20 protein-coding genes are annotated in these 20,076 nt (G+C 58.4%); 13 read left to right on the forward strand and 7 right to left on the reverse strand.

The window, feature by feature from the left end:
* Positions 1 to 141 precede the first annotated feature (141 nt).
* The gene (locus tag HRQ60_RS04980) at positions 142 to 1,107 is read left to right on the forward strand and encodes a radical SAM protein (protein ID WP_172194541.1); all 966 of its coding nucleotides are present in this window, start codon (positions 142 to 144) and stop codon (positions 1,105 to 1,107) included.
* A 193-nt stretch (positions 1,108 to 1,300) separates the two neighbouring features.
* On the forward strand, positions 1,301 to 1,483 hold the full coding sequence (locus tag HRQ60_RS04985) for a DUF3934 family protein (protein ID WP_172194542.1): 183 nt from the start codon (positions 1,301 to 1,303) through the stop codon (positions 1,481 to 1,483).
* A 214-nt stretch (positions 1,484 to 1,697) separates the two neighbouring features.
* Here HRQ60_RS04985 and HRQ60_RS04990 read toward each other — a convergent pair whose 3' ends face one another.
* Positions 1,698 to 2,582, reverse strand: coding sequence for a YkgJ family cysteine cluster protein (locus HRQ60_RS04990; protein ID WP_246281129.1), 885 nt, complete (start codon positions 2,580 to 2,582; stop codon positions 1,698 to 1,700).
* 169 nt (positions 2,583 to 2,751) lie between these two features.
* Here HRQ60_RS04990 and HRQ60_RS04995 point away from each other — a divergent pair, with 169 nt between their 5' ends.
* Genes HRQ60_RS04995 through HRQ60_RS23870 form a run of 5 tightly spaced genes read left to right on the forward strand, consistent with a single transcriptional unit; the run spans position 2,752 to position 5,595 of the window.
* Positions 2,752 to 3,735, forward strand: coding sequence for an NUDIX hydrolase (locus HRQ60_RS04995; RefSeq protein ID WP_246281130.1), 984 nt, complete (start codon positions 2,752 to 2,754; stop codon positions 3,733 to 3,735).
* Positions 3,732 to 4,292, forward strand: a complete 561-nt coding sequence (gene ybiA / locus HRQ60_RS05000) for a riboflavin biosynthesis intermediates N-glycosidase (RefSeq protein WP_172194543.1) — start codon at positions 3,732 to 3,734, stop codon at positions 4,290 to 4,292. The genes HRQ60_RS04995 and ybiA overlap by 4 nt, the downstream gene beginning before the upstream one ends.
* A 1-nt stretch (position 4,293) precedes the next feature.
* Positions 4,294 to 5,175: a TIGR02452 family protein gene (locus HRQ60_RS05005; protein ID WP_343044612.1), complete on the forward strand. Its 882-nt coding sequence runs from the start codon at positions 4,294 to 4,296 to the stop codon at positions 5,173 to 5,175.
* Between the two features lie 13 nt (positions 5,176 to 5,188).
* On the forward strand, positions 5,189 to 5,449 hold the full coding sequence (locus HRQ60_RS23580) for a macro domain-containing protein (protein ID WP_246281131.1): 261 nt from the start codon (positions 5,189 to 5,191) through the stop codon (positions 5,447 to 5,449).
* Positions 5,450 to 5,460: 11 nt separating this feature from the next.
* Positions 5,461 to 5,595 (forward strand): hypothetical protein, encoded by a 135-nt coding sequence (locus tag HRQ60_RS23870; RefSeq protein WP_281358051.1) that lies wholly within the window; start codon positions 5,461 to 5,463, stop codon positions 5,593 to 5,595.
* Positions 5,596 to 5,726: 131 nt separating this feature from the next.
* On the opposite strand, the gene HRQ60_RS05015 is transcribed toward HRQ60_RS23870, so the two are convergent.
* The 3 genes from HRQ60_RS05015 to HRQ60_RS05025 all read right to left on the reverse strand — a co-directional run bounded on the left by HRQ60_RS05015 (position 5,727) and on the right by HRQ60_RS05025 (position 8,117).
* Entirely contained in the window at positions 5,727 to 6,719 is a 993-nt protein-coding gene (locus tag HRQ60_RS05015; RefSeq protein WP_172194544.1) for a catalase family peroxidase, read from the reverse strand.
* Positions 6,720 to 6,956: 237 nt separating this feature from the next.
* Entirely contained in the window at positions 6,957 to 7,250 is a 294-nt protein-coding gene (locus tag HRQ60_RS05020) for a putative quinol monooxygenase (RefSeq protein ID WP_172194545.1), read from the reverse strand.
* 243 nt (positions 7,251 to 7,493) lie between these two features.
* Positions 7,494 to 8,117 (reverse strand): DedA family protein, encoded by a 624-nt coding sequence (locus tag HRQ60_RS05025; protein WP_172194546.1) that lies wholly within the window; start codon positions 8,115 to 8,117, stop codon positions 7,494 to 7,496.
* Positions 8,118 to 8,523: 406 nt separating this feature from the next.
* Between HRQ60_RS05025 and HRQ60_RS05030 the strand changes: the two genes are divergently transcribed.
* Positions 8,524 to 9,570, forward strand: a complete 1,047-nt coding sequence (locus tag HRQ60_RS05030) for a helix-turn-helix transcriptional regulator (protein WP_172194547.1) — start codon at positions 8,524 to 8,526, stop codon at positions 9,568 to 9,570.
* A 21-nt stretch (positions 9,571 to 9,591) separates the two neighbouring features.
* On the forward strand, positions 9,592 to 10,137 hold the full coding sequence (locus HRQ60_RS05035) for a GyrI-like domain-containing protein (RefSeq protein ID WP_172194548.1): 546 nt from the start codon (positions 9,592 to 9,594) through the stop codon (positions 10,135 to 10,137).
* A 149-nt stretch (positions 10,138 to 10,286) separates the two neighbouring features.
* On the opposite strand, the gene HRQ60_RS05040 is transcribed toward HRQ60_RS05035, so the two are convergent.
* A complete protein-coding gene (locus HRQ60_RS05040) occupies positions 10,287 to 12,959 on the reverse strand; it encodes a DUF4084 domain-containing protein (protein WP_172194549.1) in 2,673 nt (890 codons plus the stop codon).
* Positions 12,960 to 13,141: 182 nt separating this feature from the next.
* Here HRQ60_RS05040 and HRQ60_RS05045 point away from each other — a divergent pair, with 182 nt between their 5' ends.
* From HRQ60_RS05045 to ypfJ, 3 genes are all read left to right on the forward strand, one after another.
* Positions 13,142 to 14,725 carry a sigma-70 family RNA polymerase sigma factor gene (locus HRQ60_RS05045; protein WP_172194550.1) on the forward strand — a complete coding sequence of 528 codons (1,584 nt, stop codon included), beginning with the start codon at positions 13,142 to 13,144 and terminating at the stop codon, positions 14,723 to 14,725.
* Positions 14,726 to 14,891: 166 nt separating this feature from the next.
* The gene (locus HRQ60_RS05050; RefSeq protein WP_172194551.1) at positions 14,892 to 15,797 is read left to right on the forward strand and encodes an EcsC family protein; all 906 of its coding nucleotides are present in this window, start codon (positions 14,892 to 14,894) and stop codon (positions 15,795 to 15,797) included.
* A 227-nt stretch (positions 15,798 to 16,024) separates the two neighbouring features.
* On the forward strand, positions 16,025 to 16,891 hold the full coding sequence (ypfJ, locus tag HRQ60_RS05055; protein ID WP_172194552.1) for a KPN_02809 family neutral zinc metallopeptidase: 867 nt from the start codon (positions 16,025 to 16,027) through the stop codon (positions 16,889 to 16,891).
* A 205-nt stretch (positions 16,892 to 17,096) separates the two neighbouring features.
* Here the strand turns inward: ypfJ and HRQ60_RS05060 are convergent, their stop codons facing one another.
* On the reverse strand, positions 17,097 to 18,614 hold the full coding sequence (locus HRQ60_RS05060) for a DUF2252 domain-containing protein (protein WP_172194553.1): 1,518 nt from the start codon (positions 18,612 to 18,614) through the stop codon (positions 17,097 to 17,099).
* A 243-nt stretch (positions 18,615 to 18,857) separates the two neighbouring features.
* Here HRQ60_RS05060 and HRQ60_RS05065 point away from each other — a divergent pair, with 243 nt between their 5' ends.
* A complete protein-coding gene (locus tag HRQ60_RS05065) occupies positions 18,858 to 19,214 on the forward strand; it encodes a nucleotide excision repair endonuclease (RefSeq protein WP_172194554.1) in 357 nt (118 codons plus the stop codon).
* A 116-nt stretch (positions 19,215 to 19,330) separates the two neighbouring features.
* Here the strand turns inward: HRQ60_RS05065 and udk are convergent, their stop codons facing one another.
* Positions 19,331 to 19,969: a uridine kinase gene (gene udk / locus HRQ60_RS05070; RefSeq protein ID WP_172194555.1), complete on the reverse strand. Its 639-nt coding sequence runs from the start codon at positions 19,967 to 19,969 to the stop codon at positions 19,331 to 19,333.
* Positions 19,970 to 20,076: the final 107 nt, after the last annotated feature.

The following is a 20,076-nucleotide window of genomic DNA, read 5'->3' on the forward strand; positions in this document are numbered from 1 at the left end:
AGGACTTGGATCTTCATACGCAGCGAGCCGGACCGTTAGCTTTGTCATAACGGGGCCGGCTTTCTCTTCGTTATAATGGCGAAGTATTCTCGGCGCCCCGAGGGGCGGAGAAAATTTGCTTGGAAGAGGTCGAAAGCAGCGATGGCGGAAAATAAATACAAAGCACTCGAGCTGGAAACGCCGGGTATCTACGAACTGGAAGGATTGGAAGTCGGCGTGACGTCGAACTGCAATTTCAAATGCGACTACTGCTGCGCGTACCGCCGCGATGACGGATCGAAGATCGGGGCGGAGGAAGTCATTGCGCTGATCCGTGAGATCCCTACGCTCAAGCGGGTTCGGCTGTCGGGCGGCGAAGTGACGCTCCGGTTCGAAGACTGCGTGAAGATTGTCGCCTATTGTACGCAGCACGGCTTGGCTACCCAGCTCAATACGAACGGCAGCCTGCTGAGCGAAGAGCGGATTCGGCGGCTGAAGGAAGCGGGATTGTCCAATATCCATTTGTCGTTTAACTTTACCGACGCGCAGTCGTTCGGCGCTTATTACGGAATGGATCCGCGGGTCTACGACAAAGTGATCGAAAATATCGAAACCTGCGTCGAATACGGGTTGGAAACGGTACTCGAGACGCTGCTGTTCGGGCCGACCCAGAGCAACATGCCGGCGATCAGCCGGAAAGTACATGATCTGGGCGTGCGCATCCACGAGATCCAGAACAGTATCGTAATGGATCATGCCGAACGCGAAGGCTGGAATGCGATCGCTTCGCGCGAAGCGTTGGTCCGTTCGGTGAACGATCTGATTGCCAACCGGCGTCCCGATACGGAGCTGTACCTGACTTGTATGGACCGGTTTATGACCGAGCTGGGTTTCCGGGAAGAACCCGGCGTCTACTTCTCCAACTGCGTCGACGGCAAAAAGCAGCTGCATCTGCACGGCAACGGCGATGTGCTCATCTGTGAACTGTGCCGTCCCGAAGTGATCGGCAATGTGTACGAAGGACTGGATCTGGCAGCCGTCTACGCCAATCGTCCGAAAGCGCTGGCGGATTTCCTGGAGCAGCTCCCGTGTCCGGCTTATGAAGCGCTGTTTCCGGCCGCTCCGTAGGCGAAATACGTTCGCTTGGCGCACGCTCCTTCTCTTGCTTCGGACGCCGTTTGTTTGCTGTAAATTTCGAATCCCGCTTGTGCGGGAGCCTCTTCATAACGTACGATAGAACGACAGACGTCCATGCGCATCGGAAAGACCGCTCAAACGGTCCGGCGGGAGGCGAGGGACGCGAAAGCGAGGCGAACAAATCATGGCAAGCAAGAAGGGCGGCACGGGCCGCGGAACCGGCAAGAAAGGCTGGAACCGCTGGCAGAAAGCGGAGAACCGCAAGAAGAATGCACCCAAGCCTTACAAGACCAAAGGCAAGGATACCGAAGCAAAACCCGAAACGAAATCCGAAATCGGCGACAAGGGCAGACTGGACGGCGAATAAATCGCCGGACCGGCCGCAGCCGATGGAAATAGAGTCGGCGCAGCAGCGCAGAACGCGAACACAACCCATATCCCCGCAGGAGTCTTCGGTGCAAGCGAGCCCGAAACTTTTCGCGCGGCAGAATCCAAAAGACCGCTTTCCGCAGCCATCGTACAGATGGCGCGGAAAGCGGTCTTTTGAGTTTGGGCACCAGCCGGGGATTAGGTCCGACCCTTCAATTCGTCTGCGCTCCGTGCGCCGCCATCCGGGCATTGTGCTCGGCCAGCGGCAGATCGAAGTTGTCCCGGCTGCCCAGCTTGGCCGTCTGTCCGTTCCCGTGACGGCCGTACAGGACCAGCCAGTAAAAGATCGGATATTGGCGCAGCAGACGCCGCTGCGGTCCGATGCGCACATCGGCGAGTTCTTCGTAACGGGGCCACAGGTCGGCGACGTTTGGCGTGATCTTGCGGTGGCTCCGTCCGCCGTCGATATGTTCGCAGACCCGTTCGGACTGAAGCCGTTCGCGCCAGGAGCCGTAGAAGGTGTGCGAGCTGCCGTGCGTCCGGCAGAGGAACGGCCGCGCGGGATACACGCGGCACCGTCCGCTGTCGACATCGAGCAGCGGACAGGGGAAGCTGTTGCGGCCCGCATGGCGCCGGATGGCTTCAAGTTCGCCTTTGCGATCGACCGTATGGGTCAAAGAAGCGTGCATAGCCGGGTTTTCGCGTTCGAGAGCCGTCAGGTTTTCTTCCGCCCGCGCGAAGGCTTCGCGAATGTCTTCCCGGCTCCAATGGCGTTCCATATAGACAAGCAGCAGTTCGAATTCGACCTGGGATACAGGGAAATAATCGGAGCAGCACGAGCTGCAGCCTTCGCGGCAGGGAGGCTGCTTGGGGCTGCCGGCCCGGTAGTCTTCGATCGTCTGTTCGACGTCCTGATAGAGGCGAGTGATCTGCGCCGCCCGGCTGTCGGCCGAAGCGGTCTTGTGGCAGAGCCGCATCGGGCGTCCGCTGCCGCAGAAGCAGGGTTCGTTGGAATCCGCAGTCGGCTGTGTCCGCGGCGCTTCCGGGGTATTCGGCATGAATAGCTTCACTTCCTTGAAGTTGGATTCTGTTTCCATTATACCCTCTCGGCCGCACGAAACGGAAATCGCGTCCGCGAAAGGTTTGACAAGGAAGAGAGCTTCGACTATTATTGTTAGTAACTATTAGATAATATCAATAAGTGAATAAGACGGAATCCGCCCAGGCAACCGGCTGCGGATCGCGGATGATGAAGGAGGAACTGCATTGGACACGGGCAGCAGAAACGAAGACGGCGGCGAAAGGCTGCGCGATGCGAACGGGTTGACGGAAGAAGAGTTTCTGGCGAGCTATGATGCCGGCGACTACGAACGTCCTTCGGTCGCCGCGGACATGGTGATCTTTACCGTGGCGGGCGAGAAGGAAGAGAACTACCGCAGGCTGCCGAAACGTACGCTGCGCGTCCTGCTGATCCGGCGCGGAGGACATCCGTACCTCGGCTGCTGGGCACTTCCCGGCGGATTTGTACGGCCGACGGAAACGGCGGATGAGGCGGCCGCCCGGGAACTGCGTGAAGAAACAGGCGTGGACCGTATCTATCTGGAGCAGCTGCATACGTTCAGCGACGTGGGGCGCGATCCTCGGACCTGGGTGATGAGCTGCGCCTATATGGCGCTCGTTGACAGCCGAGGACTGCATGTGGAAGCCGGCGACGATGCCGATCGGGCGGCCTGGTTCGAACTGACCTACCGTCTGCAGAGCGACAGCCGGGAGCGCCTGGAATCGGGCGGCATCCTGCATGTCCGCCGCTTCGAATTGAAGCTTGCCTTGGACAAGGCGGAGACGGATCTGACCGGAGAATCTGCGGGCGAAACGGAGCGGATCGAACTGACCGCGGTTGTCGAATGCCGCCGCACCCGTACCCACGGAGCATCGGCCGACGAGTACCGGATCCGGAGCAACGAAGGGCTGGCTTTCGACCATGCGAAGATGATCGCCATGGCGATCGAGCGCTTGAGGGAACGGGTGGAGCGAAGCGATCTGGCGCTGCATTTGATGCCGGAGCGATTTACGCTTACGGAACTGCAGCAGGTCTATGAATCGATTCTGGACCGGGAGCTGTTAAAAGCGGCTTTCCGCCGCAAAGCGGAACCGCTTGTGGAGAAAACGGACGAATATACGGAAAATGCGGGCCATCGGCCTTCGAGATTGTACCGGCGCGGCCGCGAGGAATGGGGCGATTACGAATGAAAATTTATGAACGGGAAGCGCTGCGCCAGGCACAGGAAGCCGGCGAGCGGTTGAAATATTTGTTTTTCTGGGGCCATACGCCCAAAGTGCCGGGGATCGTGGATTCCAGCTGTCTGAGCCAATGGTGGCCGAGTGTATTCGCGGTGGACGGAACGGAGTATGGATGCGCCGAGCAGTACATGATGGCGGAAAAAGCGAGGTTGTTCCGGGACGCGGAAGCGCGCGAGCGCATTTTGCAGGCCGTACACCCGAAGCAGATGAAAGAATTCGGCCGACAGGTGCGAAACTTCGACGATGCCGTCTGGAAAAAAGAAGCGTACGGGATCGTCAAGCGTGCGAGTCTGGAGAAGTTTCGTCAAAATGCCGAGCTGTGGGCGTTTCTCCGAAATACGCAGAATCGGATTCTGGTCGAAGCCAGTCCGAGAGACCGGATCTGGGGAATCGGTATGGGCAAAGACCATCCGGATGCGGAGAACCCGGCGAGATGGCGGGGAACGAACCTGCTGGGATTTGCGCTGAGCGAAGCACGGGATCAGCTGATCGAGGAGGGAATGTAACGTGAACGAGCAGGTGAACACGCAGGGAATTCGCGAGAAGGCGCGAGACCGGATGCGGCGTACGGCCGCGGAAACGGTCGACATCGCCGCAGGCGGATCTTACGCCTATAAAGGCGAAGAGATCGATATCCGCAACGCGCAGCGGCGCAGCGAGGAGAACAGCCTGCTGATCGATCCGGCGCGGGGAGCGGAGATTGTCCGGCAGATGGCTTCGCAGCCGTCTGCCGCCCATTCGCAGACCGATTACCGGGTAGTCAACGAGTCGGCGGTCAAGACGGTACATGATCTGGCCGCGGCCGGTGCTTCCCGGGTCGGGCTGCTGAACTTTGCCAGCGCCAAGAATCCGGGCGGCGGATTTCTGAACGGAGCGACGGCGCAGGAAGAGAACCTGGCCATGTCGAGCGGCCTGTATCCTTCGCAGCTTCGTCATCCCGGTTATTACGAGGCGAACCGGGCCTGCGGAACGATGAGGTATACGCATCACGCGATTTATTCGCCGGAGGTGGTCTTTTTTCGGGACGAGAAGTTTGAACTTGCCGCGCCGCCGGCTTATGCGTCGGTGCTGACGCTTCCGGCCGTCAATTACGGACAGGTGCTGCTCAAAGGGGAAGATGCGGATCAAGCCAAAGCCGTTATGCTGGACCGCATGCGGCTGGCTCTGGCGATCTTTGCCGAACGCGGAGACCGTACGCTTGTGCTCGGCGCGTATGGATGCGGCGTATTCCGGAACGATCCGGCGGAAGTGGCATCCTGGTGGAGACGTCTGCTGGACGGCGAAGGCTGGTCGGCCCATTTCGACCGGATCGTATTTGCCGTGCTTGACCGGTCGCAGGAGAGCCGGACCCTCCGTCCGTTCGAACGTATCTGGGGAAGAGCCCTGTAAAGGAGGCGGACCGATGTCTGTACAGGAAATCGAAAGCGATCTGTTCGCCCTGCCCGGCGATTACGTACTGGCGCACTGTATTTCGGCCGATGCCCGGATGGGCAAAGGGATCGCTGCGGAATTTGTCAGGCGGTTCGATCTTCGGCCGCTGCAGGAACAGGCGGCCCGGCAGCCGCTGGAAATCGGCAGCTGCGTCCGGCAGGGGCGGGTTATGAATCTGGTGACCAAGGCGAAGTATTTCAACAAGCCCACCTATGCGTCGCTGACGGAGTAACGAGACTTGCGATGCCCCGGATCGGCAGCGGACTTGACCGGCTTCGCTGGGAGAAGGTGCGGGAGATCGTGCTGGACGTGTTTGCGGATAGTCCGATCGAGATTGTCGTCTGTACACCTGCCGGATCTCACGATAAGCAGGAATAACCGGCAAAGGCTGCCGCTTCAGGGCGGAGGTTTTTGCAAGCCTCACTAAAGACATGCGGACAGGCGCCGAAGGGGCGCTTGAACCGCATGTCTTTTGTAATAGGTCGGAATGGTTATTGGCCAAAAGAAGATCAATGGCCGCCGCTGCGCCGCTTCAACGACTCGGCGTATGTGTCGCGGCGGAAGTTGAGAATCGGGTCGTCGGACAGGGCGATGCCTTCGGTGATCGCCGTCGGGTCCATAACCAGACCCTGCGGCTCGGCAATCGGCTCCAGCAGGACCAGACGCCCGGCGTCGATCCGCTTGCGGTCGCTTGGCCAGCGCTTGGTCGGATCGTGGGTGGGATCGCCTTCTTCGCCGAATACGATACTGAGTTTGAACGAAGGCGGCTGCGCAAGCATACGCAGTTCGAGCTCGCGTTCCAGATAATCGTCGGGCATAGCCGCCGCGTCATGGATCGACAGCGTTTGTACGCCCGAATCAGGAATCCATTCGAACTTGACCGGCCTTCTGCGGCCTTCTGCGTCGACCAGCATATAGACATGGATACAATAATACAGATTCGTGGCATAGCTGGCCGGCGGTTTCAGGCGGTTGAGCGCCAGCAGACTCTGACGGCTCTCGCTGAAGTGCCGGGCGAAGCGCCGCAGCGCTTCGGATTTGGGCATCTGTCCGGCTTTGGTCCGGTTGAGGGTCGTCAGCATTTCCATGAACGACTCCGGGGTCCGGGCGAAGAAGACCGGCACGGTGACGCCGACCATATTGCTGTGACCGCCGTCCGGCAGCAGGAATTGGACGGCCATGCCTTTGGCCGGCGACAGCAGATCGGCCAGAGCCGGGTCGGTCGAGCTGCCCGAGAAGCGTACGATGGCTTTGACCTCGCGATCCTGCAGATGCGGGGCAGTCGTGAACGGAGCGGCTTTGCCGCTCGGAAGGAACGAAGCCCGGCAGCAGAAGCCGCGCGCATGGGCGCGGCGGTAGCCCGGATGTACGCCGGAGACGTGCTCGAGTTCGTCGACGGCTTCTTCGGCCGCCGTCATATATAAAGGGGTATGGGGATCGGAAGAATCGGTCGTACCGCCGGATAGACCATGCGCTTGATGATTTTCAGATTCGCTGAACATAGCGGTTGTTCACTCTCGCTTCCTGTAGCTGTGGGATAGTGGGCGGCTTTGCGGGCCGCACGATAGGGATTACCTTTTCTATACCCGCGAATCCAACAAATAGAACCGCTCTTCCGCCGGATTCGGCAAAGAACGGTTCCTTGGAAACGGCGGCTTTCCCCGGGTGTGAAGCTTCGGTGCGCCGAAACGCTTTGCGCCGGGCGATTCACGGGCCGCACGCTTGCTGCGCGGTACGTCTCAGCCCGTGATCGGCTGCAGCCGGTAAATCTCCCGGCTCTCGACCAGCTCTTCCGTAGCCCGGCGGTATTCCCGGTAATGTTCGCTGTCCAGATGGGTTTGAACGGAAGCCTGATCTTCCCAGCGTTCATAGAAGATAAATACGCGGGGATCTTCCATCGATTCGTTCAGTACGTATTCCAGACAGCCGTGTTCGGTTCTTGTTGGACCGACGACTTTGATCAGTTCCCCGCGAAGCTCGTGCTCCCGCCCGGATTTGGCTTTGATTACAGCCGTAATGGTGATCTCTTCCATTTGGTAACCTCCCCGTCCCGAAAATTGCGAATCCTTACAGGCGCGTAATTTGCAGGGACCGCGCCGAGCGAGCCTTGATCCCGCTCTTCCCGCGCGCCAAGCGGCACTCCGCTTTTCCCGCCCAGTCCCCGCCGCGTGCCTTCTTTTTTTATCCTGGGCACCTGTCCCGGTTTCAAACTCTCTCCTATATACCCCTGGCGGCGGCTTGGCGACCCATTCTTGCGCCGGACTTCGCTCCCGCGCTTACGAACCGCTCTTGACGTCCCGGCTTCTTTTGCGGAAAAAGAGAATGGCGCCCGTCACGACGAGCAGTCCGATAATCACGTACACCACATTGGAGAAGACGTCCATTTGACCGGCTGCGCTCTCCCACGATTCGCCCACCGCGCTGCCGATAAACGTCAGCACCGTGTTCCACAGCAGGGAACCCAGGGTCGTCAGCAGAAGAAACGAAGCCAGATTCATACGCACGCTGCCGGCCGGGATCGAGATCAGGCTGCGGACGAGCGGGACAAGGCGGCACAGAAACACGGCCCATTTGCCAAAACGGTCGAACCAGCCGTAGGCTTTGCCCACGTCTTCTTTTTTGAGCCGAAGCCATTTGCCGCGTTTCTCGATCAGCCGCTCCATGCGATCCTGCTTCATGATAGCCCCGACCGCATACAGCGCGACCGCGCCTACGACGGAACCGAGCGTGGAAGCGATGACGACGCCCACGATATGCATATCGGTCTGCGTGGTCATAAAGCCTCCGAAAGTCAGAATGACTTCCGACGGAATCGGCGGAAAAATATTCTCCAGGGCAATCAGCAGGAAGATGCCGAAGTAACCCCATTCGTTCATAAAATTCGTAATCCAATTCTCCATGTTGCTCACCTCGTTTCTGATTTGGACGGGAGTCCGGCTCCCGGTCTTGCAGGCGTTGGCGTCCATGTCCGTCTTCTCGATTCAATATGTAAATATCGATATATTTTCAGAAAAGAATAGATATTTTCAATTTTGCGTACGAGAGTCCGCTTGAGGGCAGGGGGCCCGGTACCCGCCGCGATGTCCTCCACCTGATCTTAAAGGATGAAGGAAGGCGGTTGCAAGTTTGGCGCAAAGGCTGTCTTTTTCCTGTTCTTACCCGCTCCGATCCCGTTCCACGCGGCTGCAAAAAGAATCTCCGTATTATCGTTTGTACGCGAACTTGAATTTGCCGTAAAATGGGAAGAAAGAAGCGGAAAACCGCAGAGCGGCAAACGGCTGTTTAACCGAAAAGGAGGCGAGCACGATGAAGATCGACCGGCTGCTGGCGATCACGATCCTGCTGCTGAACCGCAGACGAATCAGCGCGGGAGAATTGGCGGAGAGATTCGAAGTGTCCACCAAGACCGTATACCGGGATATCGAGACGCTGTGCCGTGCCGGCATTCCGATCATTTCGCATCAAGGAACAAGCGGCGGCTTCGAGATGATGGAGCGTTATACGATTGGACGGCAGATGCTAAGTGCGGGCGAGATCGAAGCGCTGCGGACGGCAGTCAAAGGAGCGGCAACCGTATTGGACGATCGGATGTTCTCGGATCTGACGGAGAAGGTGCAGGCACTGTTGGGGAGCGCAAACGGAAGCGATCCGGTTCAAGGCGGTACGGGCGTCGTCTTCGACTTCAATCCCTGGTGCTCCACCGAATTTATTCGCGGGCGGGTCGATCTGCTGCGGACGGCCGCCCGGGAAGCGGTGCGGGTAGAGATCCGTTATTTGAACATGAACGGTGGGGAAAGCGTGCGTTTGCTGGAACCGGCGGTGCTGCTGATGAAAGGAAACGTCTGGTATTTGCAGGCCTACTGTCTGCTGCGCGAAGAATTTCGGATCTTTCGTTTATCGCGCATGCTGGAAGTGCGGCGTACGGGAGAACCCTTTATCCCCCGATCCGCGCCGCCGATCGACGGCTATGGATGGAACGACAAATGGGACTCGACCCCTCGCGTCGAAATATCGCTGCGGTTTCGTTCCGAAGCGCGGCTGCGCGTGAGCGACGAATTTGATGCGGCCCGGATCGAAGTCCTGGCTGATGGCAGTATGCGGTTGGTCGGGATGTTTGTGCCCAACGAAGGATTCTACGGAATGCTGCTCAGCTACGGCGACCGGATGACGGTCGAATCCCCGCCGGCGGTAAGGAGCGAACTGGTACGGCGCGCTCTGCGCATCGCGGCGGCTTACGGGGGCGAGTGTGATCCCGTGGGCGATTCAAACCTTGACGGCAAAGTCTCGGAAACTCCCAGTGTGAATATGGACAGGGAGATGTCCGTATTAGGGGCTTATACTGACGGAAACTGACTTAGGAGAGGAAGACTGCCCATGGAACCCGTTCAACGTTCGTTACAGACCGAAGGGTCGACGCCCGACCTGTATACCCCGAGGGAATCTTTTGCGCTGAAAGGATTTGCCGTTCGTACGACCAATGCAGCCGAGCTGGGAGATGGCGGCCGAATACCGGGGTTGTGGCAGACTTACATGAACAGCTCCCTTGCGGGGGAAGAAGGCGTGCGCGATCCGCATCTGATCTACGCGCTGTATACCGATTACGAGAGCGACGCTTCCGGTGCGTACACGGTAGTCGTCGGCCATGAGTCGGCCGCCGAAGATTCCGGCGTCTCGGAGACCTATACCGGGCAGGGAGGATCCGAACTTCTTGAGGTGCGGGTGCCCGGCAGCCGTTATCGGATCTTTCGGACCCGCAGAGGGCCGATGGGCGAAGTGGCAGCGGAAACCTGGGGCGAGATCTGGGCCTATTATGCCCAGTCGTCCGAGCAGCGGGCGTATACCGGCGATTTCGAGGTCTACGATACCCGGAATTTTGACCCGCAAGCGGTAGAAATCCTGATCTATATTGCGGTTCGCTGAACGAAGCGGACACCCAAAAGCCTCTGCCGATTGCGGCAGAGGCTTTTGGATATAAGCAAAATCGGTCTGGGGCGGCTGGCTTGCAGGCGCAGCCGGACTGCAGCCCGACATTACAGATTCACACCAGTCCGCAAGCCAGCCGCCCGGCATTACAGATCCGTAGCCGCTCTCAGCATCGGCCAGATCTCTTCGGCCGGAACCGGCCGTCCGAAGAGGAAGCCCTGCATCTCGACACATTCGATCGAGCGCAGAATCTCGGCCTGGTTCTCGCTTTCGACCCCTTCGGCAATCACGCTCATCTCCAGTGTCCGGGCCAGGTCGATGATATGGGAAACGATCTTTCGGTTGACCTGGCGCTTTTCCAGTTTGCTGGTGAACTGCCGCGCGATCTTGAGCTTGTCGATCGGGAAATTCTCCAAGTGCGACAAAGAGGAATACCCGGTACCGAAATCGTCGATCGAAATCGTCAGGCCCAGCTGTTTGAGGGCGTTCAACCTGCCCAGAACAAGCTTGGGATGTTCAAGCGCGGAAGATTCCGTGATTTCCAGGTCGAGCAGTTCCGGATTAAGGCCGGTTTCTTCAAGGACGCCCCGTACCTGATCGACAAGGTCGGAGCTGTGCAGCTGTCTCGGCGAGAGGTTGACGCCGACCTTGATCGGCGATCCGGCATCGCTCCAGAGCTTGGCCTGCATGCAGGCTTCTCTCAATACCCAATGCCCGATCGATAGAATTTGTCCGCTTTCTTCCGCAATCGGAATGAATTCGACCGGCGATACCAGACCGAGTTCCGGATGATTCCAGCGGATAAGCGCCTCGACCCCGTTCAGCTGCTTGGAAGCGGAATCGATCTGCGGCTGGTAATGCAGGAAGAGTTGGTCTTCCTCCAGCGCCCGACCGAGGTCTTTCTCGAGCAGGAACTTGCGCGAAGCGCTCGGATCGGTCTCGCAGTACATCCGGTGATGCCCCCGGCCGCCATATTTGACCTGATACAGCGCAATATCCGCTTTCTTCATCAAGCCAACCGCCGTGTCGTCGTCGATCGGATACACGGACAATCCGATGCTGGGGAGAGCGACGATCTCCTGCCCGACCAGCGGATGGGGAGGACTCAGTGCTTCCAGAAGCCGCTGTGCCGCCGCGCGCGCGCCTTCCCGGCCGTCGACATTGCGCAGGATCAGCGTGAATTCGTCGCCGCCCTGGCGCGCGACCGTGTCGGCTTCGCCGATACACAGCCTCAGCCGCTGCGCGACGGAGATCAGCAGGTTGTCCCCGACATCGTGTCCCAGCGTGTCGTTGACGTTCTTGAAGCGATCCAGGTCGATAAAGACGACGGCGAAGGTCTCGCCCGATTCGCCCGCCTGCCGGATCGTGTCTTTCAGTTGGGCGTCGAACGAGGCCCGGTTGGCGAGGCCCGTCAGCGCATCGTGGTAAGCGAGGTAGCGGATCCGGGCTTCATTGCGCTTGTTTTCGGTGATATCCCGGCCGATCCCGAAGATGCCCACGACCCGGTTGCGGACACGAATCGGAATATGCGTGACGCTGACCGTGCTGATCCGGCCGGTGAGACTGCGGATTTCCCCTTCGTAGCGCTGCGACCGTCCCGAGCGGACAGGTTCCATATAATTTTCCAGCTGCTGCGAACCATCATCATATACGAAATCGATATGGGATCTGCCTAGCAGTTCTCCACGTTCGCAGTCCAGCAGATCCGCGCAGGCCGCGTTCGCGCTGTCGAAGTTTCCGTCGGGATCCAGGGAATAGACGGCATCGGGGTGATACTCGAACAGCGACTTGTAGCGTTCCTCGCTGAGTTCCAGCTCTTCCGTTTTGCGGTATACGCTGAGCAGCAGTTTGTGGTTCTCCAGAATGGTCAGCAGCTGCCGCACGATGACCAGCAGAATCGAAATGCCGGTTCCGATCGTGAAGGCATCGATCCCGGCGGAACCCGAAATCATAAAGAAAAACAAGATCAACACGTTGAGATAAGGCAGGACGACCCGAACGAGGTCGAGGCGTTCCACGCCTGCTTCTTCCTCTTTTTCAATCGTTTCCTCTGCGGTTTCCGATCGCTGGATAAATCCGGCATAGCCGACCAGAAGCAGGCTGAGGATGAAGAACGGATCGACGACACTGCCGGAATCGTAAGCTTCCACGGACAGCAGATACAAGAAAGCCGAGTCGGTAACCGCCTGCGTCATCAGACCCAGGAATACAAACAGAATCAGTCTGCCCTCGAAAATCTGGCGGGCGCCCCAGTAGAGACTGATCGCTCCGAACAGCAGCGCCAGGTCGGTAATGGGATACGCCAGGTTGACGATCACCGTCAGTCTGGAGACCTCGCCTTCGTGGAGAATCGGGCCGATCAGGTAATGCCAGCTGAACGTCGCGGCGACGGTCATGACAATCAGGATATCGAAGATCAGCTTGAAAGCGCCGTAGCTTTTTTTGAGCCGGATAAAGGGATAGACAAAAGCGGTCAAATAGCAGATAACCTGCAGAATGTAGAAAAGGTCGGTCCAGCCGGGAGACGGCGGATCGATCCGGAGCACCTTCTCATCGTAGAGCCAGATCAACTCGGCGATAAAGTAGTTGAAGCATCCGGCGGACAGGAGGGTCCAGAAGATCCTCTTTTCTCCGAGGGTACGTTTGGCCGCACCGGCCAGCCAGAAAGCAGCAATCAGGCTTCCGGCGATCGACAGGAGATTTCCTCCCCAGGTCGCGATATTGTCGTCATGGCTCCATACCATGATCCAGGTGTAGTAACAAAGCGTAAAAAACAAAACAAAAAGAAGCGCAAAGGCAGATTTGGCAGGAGTACGCATAGGGGTTCCCTCTTTTTTATATATAGTGCTTTAGGTCTATAATTATAATAGTCTATCTCTATCTTCATCGGAATGAAAAAAAGAAATATTAGAAAAATATTCTTATAAGGAGCAATAACCGGTAACCGAACCGGCAGCAGACGGCACTGTAGGGCAGGAACAGGCGGAAGGAGGACGAAACGATGCAGGAATGGATCGAAAAAGCGAAAAAAGGAGATGCCGAAAGCTGCGAATGGCTGTTCCGCCGATTTGGAGGGATGGCGTATGCCGCCGCTTACGAACAGCTCGGGGACGTGCAGCTTGCGGAGGACGCGGTGCAGGAAGCTTTTATCGAAGCATTTGCCGGTTTGGAACGTCTCGAGCAGGCGGCCGCTTTCCCCGGCTGGCTGCGCACGATTGTCAGACGCAGGGCGATTCGGCTGCTTCGGCGCAAAAGGTTCCCGTTACTGCCGGCCGCGGAAATAGGCGAAGGACCGGCGGACGTCGGCGCAGGCACGGAAGAACTTGCACACCGCCGAGAGCTCAAGCGAAGCCTGTATGAATCGGTAGCCGAACTGCCGGAACACCAGCGCCTTGCCGTGAGGCTGTTCTATTTCGAAGGCTGCCGGATCCGTGAAATTTCGGATTTTCTGGGCGTGTCGGAATCGGCGCTCAAAAAAAGACTGTTCGACGCCCGCTCGCGCCTGAGATCCGCGCTGCACGTGTCGGACTTCTCCGCGGTGTTCCGGGATCTGCACGAAGGAGGCAAACGAATGCTGCATATTGTCAATGGAGACCACACGGCCGATCGGCTGCACGAAGCGGGAATCGAAGGGGAGGTACAAGTCTGGAGAGAACTGTATCCGTTTGGACCGGTATTTCCGGATATGGAAGAAGCGTCCGCCCGTTTTGCACGGGCGGAGTATCTGGAGCGGGAGCTGGGCATTCCCCGGCAGACGCTGCTTGGCGGCTGCGCGGAGCAGGAGCGGAAGCTGCGGGAAGTTGCGAATTACGAGGAAGTCGTACTCTGGTTCGAGCACGACCTGTTCGACCAGACGATGCTGGCCCTGCTGCTTGAGCGGATCGACCGGATGCAAACCGGCGCTGCGCGCGTGAGCCTGCTCTGTATCGGCGAATTCCCAGGAATCGAAATCTTCCACGGTCTGGGACAGCTGCGGGCGGAGCAGCTCAAGACGCTCTCCGGAACCTGGCAGCCGGTCGGCCCGGAGCAGTTCGAACTCGCGGCGCGGCTGTGGGCGGCCTACAGCTCGCCCGATCCGCAGGAGCATGTCCGCTTTCTGGAGTCAGACACGTCGGCGCTGCCGTTTGCCCATGCCGCTTTTGAAGCGCATCTGTCGCGTCTGCCTTCGGCCGAAGACGGCCTGGGCCGTATCGAGCGCACGGTGCTCGATACGGCCGCCGCGGGCGCGGCGTCTCCCGCCGAGCTGCTGCGGCGCTCGGCGGACAAGCTGGTCGCCCTGGGCATGGGCGACCTGGAATTCTGGCGGCATCTGGAGCGGATGGCCGCCGGGCCTTATCCGCTGCTTGCGGTCAGCGGATCCGGATCGTTCCCGAAGTTCGGCCATCCACAGCCGGACTTCGGGAACCGGACCTTCGCGCCGTCGGAGCTTGGACGGCGCATCCTTGCGGGAGAGGCCGCGCCTGCGGGCGCGCCGGCCTTCCCCGAATGGGCCGGAGGCCTGCGGCTCTCCGGCGGCAGTCCGCCGCGCTGGGACGCATCCGCGCGGCGGGTCCTGCCGGGCACGGACCGGCCCCGGCCGCTTTGACCCAAGCGCCCTTGCGGCTGCGCCCGAAGAAGCCGCGGGCGGTATAATCCCGCTTCTGTTCGCCCTGCCGGTTCTGCGCCGGCAGGGATTTTTCGAATCCTTCTTTTCTGGACCGCGTATAAAGGGTAGTTTAAAGAAAGATAGACGAGACCAGGGAGGAAACCGCATGACACACGAACCGGAGGAGATCCGTACAGACAGCGGCGCGGAAGGCGCGCAAGAAGCCAGACAGGAAGGGACGCGTCCGGGAACGGTGCCCGATACCCAAGAGGAACTGCGGGCCGCGCTGGCCGAAGCGGAGAAGTGGATGAAGAGCCAGCGCAAGCTGCCGATCTGGGACCGCATCACCCAACTGCCGTTCAAGCTGCTCGATAAAGTCACGCCCAAATTTATTCATCAGAAGATCGGCAGCCTGCTCGACGAGATGGGCAATTATGTCCAGAACGGCGGCAAATATCTGATCGCCCGGCGGCGCGTAACGGGGATGCTGGAGACAATCGCGCTCAAGCGCGGACTGCCCGGCAGCGGGCCGCATCCAATGTCCGTGATGGACACGGCTTCGGCCAGACTGAGCGCGGAGAGCCGGAACCTGGCGACGGCGCAGGGAGCGACCACCGGTTTCGGAGGTATATTCACGCTGGCTGCCGATATTCCCGCGGTGCTTGGGTTATCGCTCAAAGTCATTCAGGAAATCGGTCTCTGCTACGGATATGATGCCAACGAGAAGATCGAACGGGTCTTCGCCGTGAAGGTTCTGCAGTTCGCTTCCTCCGACATCGTGGGCAAGCAGGCGGTACTGAACGAACTGAATCTCAAAGCGGGCGAAGACGGCAAACTGCCTTCGTCTGTAACGGCCATGTCCAAAATCCAGGGCTGGCGGGAAGTGGTCACGACTTATCGGGACAGCTGGGGTTGGAAAAAACTGCTGCAGGCCGTGCCTGTGGCCGGGATCGTCTTCGGCGCTTTTGCCAATCGCCAGACGCTGGGCGACGTGTCCGAAGCGGCCGTTATGCTGTACCGCAAACGCCGGGCCCTGGAGCGTCTGGACGCTTTGAAACATTCGGAGGAGTGACGGTATATCCCGCGCCCGCGAGGCTTTGTTCGCGCAGGTTTCGGGTGCCAATTTTCTCCGCGGGTCGCTTGGCCTGCCGCTCTCGGGGTTAATGGTGAGAAAGAGAGCGGGGACGGGAACGGCGCTTTCCCTGTAGGGATTGCACGCGCGGACGGTTCCGCGAATCATTCGGAGCGGCCGGAATGAAGGCACATCCCGCGCCGCACCGTCATCAAGGAGGAACAGCCATGGAGTGGAAAGGCAGAAAAGCGAGCCGCAACGTCGAAGACCGGCGCGGCCAGAGCGGCGGCGGAGGCGCAATGAAAGTGGGCGGAGGCCTCGGAATCGGCGGAATCGTGATCGTCATTATCATCATGCTGATGGGAGGCGATCCGGGCAGCCTGTTGAACGGAGGCTCCACCACAGAGACGTCGCAGACGCAAACGGCGAACAACAGCTACCAGGGAACGGCCGAAGAAGAAGAACGGGCGGATTTCGTGTCGGTGGTGCTGGCCGATACGGAACAGGTCTGGGGCGAGGTCTTTCGCAAGAACGGGATGACCTACCGCAATCCGAAGCTCGTTCTGTTCACGGACAGCGTCCAGTCGGCATGCGGAACGGCCAATTCGGCAGTGGGACCTTTCTATTGTCCGGGCGACGAGAAGCTGTATATCGATCTTGATTTCTACGACGAATTGAACCGGCAGTTCAACGCTCCGGGCGATTTCGCGATGGCCTACGTAGTAGCGCACGAAGTGGGACACCACGTACAGAATCTGCTCGGAACCAGCGGCAAAGTCGACAATCTGCGCCGGAAGCTCAGCGAGAAGGAGTACAACAAATATTCCGTGAAGCTTGAGCTGCAGGCCGATTATTACGCGGGAGTCTGGGCGCATTACGAGCAGGGACAGAATCTGCTGGAACAAGGGGATCTGGACGAAGCGCTGACAGCCGCGAGTGCGGTCGGCGACGACAGTATCCAACTGCAGTCCCGCGGCTACGTGGTGCCCGACAGCTTTACCCACGGAACGTCGGAGCAGCGCAAGAGCTGGTTCTATAAAGGATTCCAGAACGGGACGATCGAAGGCGGAGACACGTTCGGCGGCAGCCTATAGACGAATGAACCTGTTGATGGCAGGCAGTTTGAGCAAAGAACGCCAAGTCCTTTTCACAAAAAGAACCCCGAAGCCGTATATCTGCGGCTTCGGGGTTCTTTTTGTTTTCATTTGGATAGTCATGTGACTAATAGTCAATATTCTAACTATCCGGAAACGTACTTTTTAGTGCGGCAGACGGTGATTGGGCCCGCCATCCGTCCGGTTAAGGGTGATCCGTTCCGGTTTCCTTGGAGGCGGGAGCATCGGAAGGGCCGGCGTCGCAGGCTCCGTCATCGCTTATCGTGAGGTCTGCGGAAGGTTCCACGGTCACTCCGTCCTCTACGGCCGGCTCTTCCGGAAGAAGGCCCGGAGCGGCAGTTGTCGGCAGATCCGCAAAACGCTGCGCGGTCCATTCCGTAAACAGGGCGTAATCGCGCTCCACTACATCGGCGTAAGCGTAAGCGAATTGGGAGATGTGCTTGGCGAACGAGTCCGGGTCGTCTCCCATCGCTTGGGCAATTTCTTTTTCGCTGTGGTAAGGCAGAATGCCGAGACTGACATCCAGGTCGGCGCGGGCGTGCATTTTGGCGGTCAGTCGTCCCATGAGTGTCAGAACGCGGTCCATATCTTCCGTCGTTTTCAAATCTTCGAGTTTCAGGCGTTTCTTGTAAGGCGACCGCTCGCGCACATAGAAATGGCGTCCGTCGATCGTCATGAAGCCCAGATAAGGATCGGCTTCGTGGTGCATCGCCTGCTGGGTCGCGGTAACCCGTTTGCCCTGATGCACGAACGTTTCCCAGAACGATTCGGAATAAGGCATGAAGTAAGCGGGGACCGGCACACGTACTTCTTTTACTTCGAGCACCGTGTCATCGGAATCGCGGTCGCCTGTCGCGTCCGCGGAACCGCCTTCGATCAGCACATAGAAGCGGTCCAAGCCGATCGAAGCGGTTCCGGAACCGTGCTTCACGGCGATGTCTTTGATCTGGTAATGCTCATCGCCGGAGCGTCGGCACAGCAGGGTATCCATATAAAAGGACCAGGCTTTCTCCAACTGCTCGCGGTCTTCCGCAGCCGGTTCGACCAGCTCCGCATTTTCGAGGAAAGCCCGTCCGCTCTGCATCCGCGCCGTCACTTTTTCAAGAAAATGCCCCTGCTGGCGCTTCTCGAGTTTGCGCAGCAGCTTGCGGACCGCTCCTTTGGCGCAATCGGAATCGACCACGAAATCGGCCGGATCGTCTTTGCGGGAAGCGAACTTGTCGATTTGTTTGTAATAGGAACGGATGTATTGGGCCGCCGCGTTCACCTGCTCTTCCGGGGAGTAGCCCAGCTGGCGTCCGACAAGAACGATGCTTACCGACATGCGCAGCACATCGTACAGGTAAGAACCTACGTATCCTTCGTCAAAGTCGTTTACGTCGTAGACGATCCGGCCGCTCTCGCTCTGGAAGGCGCCGAAGTTCTCGAAATGAAGATCGCCCTGGACCCAGGTGGGCCGATCTTTGGGCGTATGGTACGGGAAGTATTGGCGCGTAACGTCGAAGTAGAACAGATAGGCGCTCCCCCGGTAAAAAGAAAACGGGCTTAACGCCATTTTGCTGTATTTTTCCGCGCGTTTGCCGTCATCGAGACCCATTCGTTCTCCGTCAAACTCTTCGAAAATCGAAATCAGCGTATCCTGGCGAAGTTTTTTGCGCGTACGCAAAACACCTTCGGTAATGCTTGCATTGATCGTGGACATGGGTCTTCACTCCTTCGGTAAGTAAATGCGGCGGCGTATTCCGCTCAAGCGGTATCCATTCTTCCCCGGTGCTGCCGATTCCTGTATGCAGAAGCATACGAGGCGAAGAACACGATGGTTGCGCCTCTGTTGTTTATTTTTCGTGGCGCGCGGGTGAAATCTGTGGTAGGATGGGCAGCGCCGGACGCCGCTTGGCGCAGCCGGCAGACTCCCGTATCATTCGAATAAGAGGACGTGAACAGCATGATTCAAATTACCGTACCGAAGCCGGACGTCGTGATCGAGAAACAGACGGATCCGCAGCTCAGCCATATTTACGGCTTTACCGATTTCCATCTGATTACGCGCGAAGAAGCGGGCATCTTTATGTTCTACGGCGCAAACGACGAGCTTCTGTTTGTCGGCAAAGCCCGCAAGCTTAGACCCCGGATCAAGAAACATTTCGAAGACAAAGTGTCGCCGATGAAGGATCACCGGGAAGAAGTGCGCCGTATCGAAGTCTGCCTGGTGGCGGATCCGACGGAACGCGAAATCTACGAGACGTATCTGATCAATACCGGCCGCGCGAAATACAATGTGGACAAGGTATTCTACAAGTAAGAGCGGCGTACGGATCGCGCGAGCGGTTCGGGCATCAAAAAAAGCTTATCCTCTCTGAAGGATAAGCTTTTTGTTTTGGGATGATCCCGGAAGGATCCCCCCGGGAGAAATCCGGTTTACGAATGGTGATTCCATTTGTGGTCGCCCGACAGATATTTCTCGGTCAGCACCGACAGCAGCTGGATGCCGACTTCGTTATGTCCGCCTTCGGGAATGATCAGATCGGCATACTTTTTCGACGGTTCGATAAACGCTTCGTGCATCGGTTTGACCGTAGTCAGGTACTGGTCGTGTACCGAGCGGATATTGCGTCCCCGATCCTCGATGTCGCGCAGTACGCGGCGCAGGATGCGTACGTCCGGATCGGTATCGACAAACACCTTGATGTCGAGCAGCGCCCGCAGATGTTCGTCCGACAGGACATGCAGTCCTTCGATGATCACGATGTTGTTCGGCGTCAGTTCCACCGTCTTGTCCGCGGAACGCGCATGCAGGGTGAAGTCGTATACCGGAGCATAGGCTGCCCGGCCTTCTTTGAGTTCGTTCAGATGCTGAACCATCAGATCGTTGTCGAACGCGAAAGGATGATCGTAGTTGATCGCTCCGCGTTCTTCGAAGCTGAGCTCCGGATGGTCTTTATAATAATTGTCCTGTGACAGGAACGTGACTTTGCCCGCGCCGAGGCGGTCGATGACGGAGCGTGCTACCGTTGTTTTACCGGAACCGGTGCCGCCGGCGATACCAATTATAAGCATGGCGATCGATAAACCTCCCTAGGATGATGGCCGATTGCAGTGTTTTGCAATTCCAGTATTGTAGCACAGCGCCGTCTTTTTTTCATCTGATTTTGTTTGATTCTCCT

Origin of the sequence: Saccharibacillus qingshengii (assembly GCF_013185195.1) — a bacterium.
GTDB classification, from domain to species: domain Bacteria; phylum Bacillota; class Bacilli; order Paenibacillales; family Paenibacillaceae; genus Saccharibacillus; species Saccharibacillus qingshengii.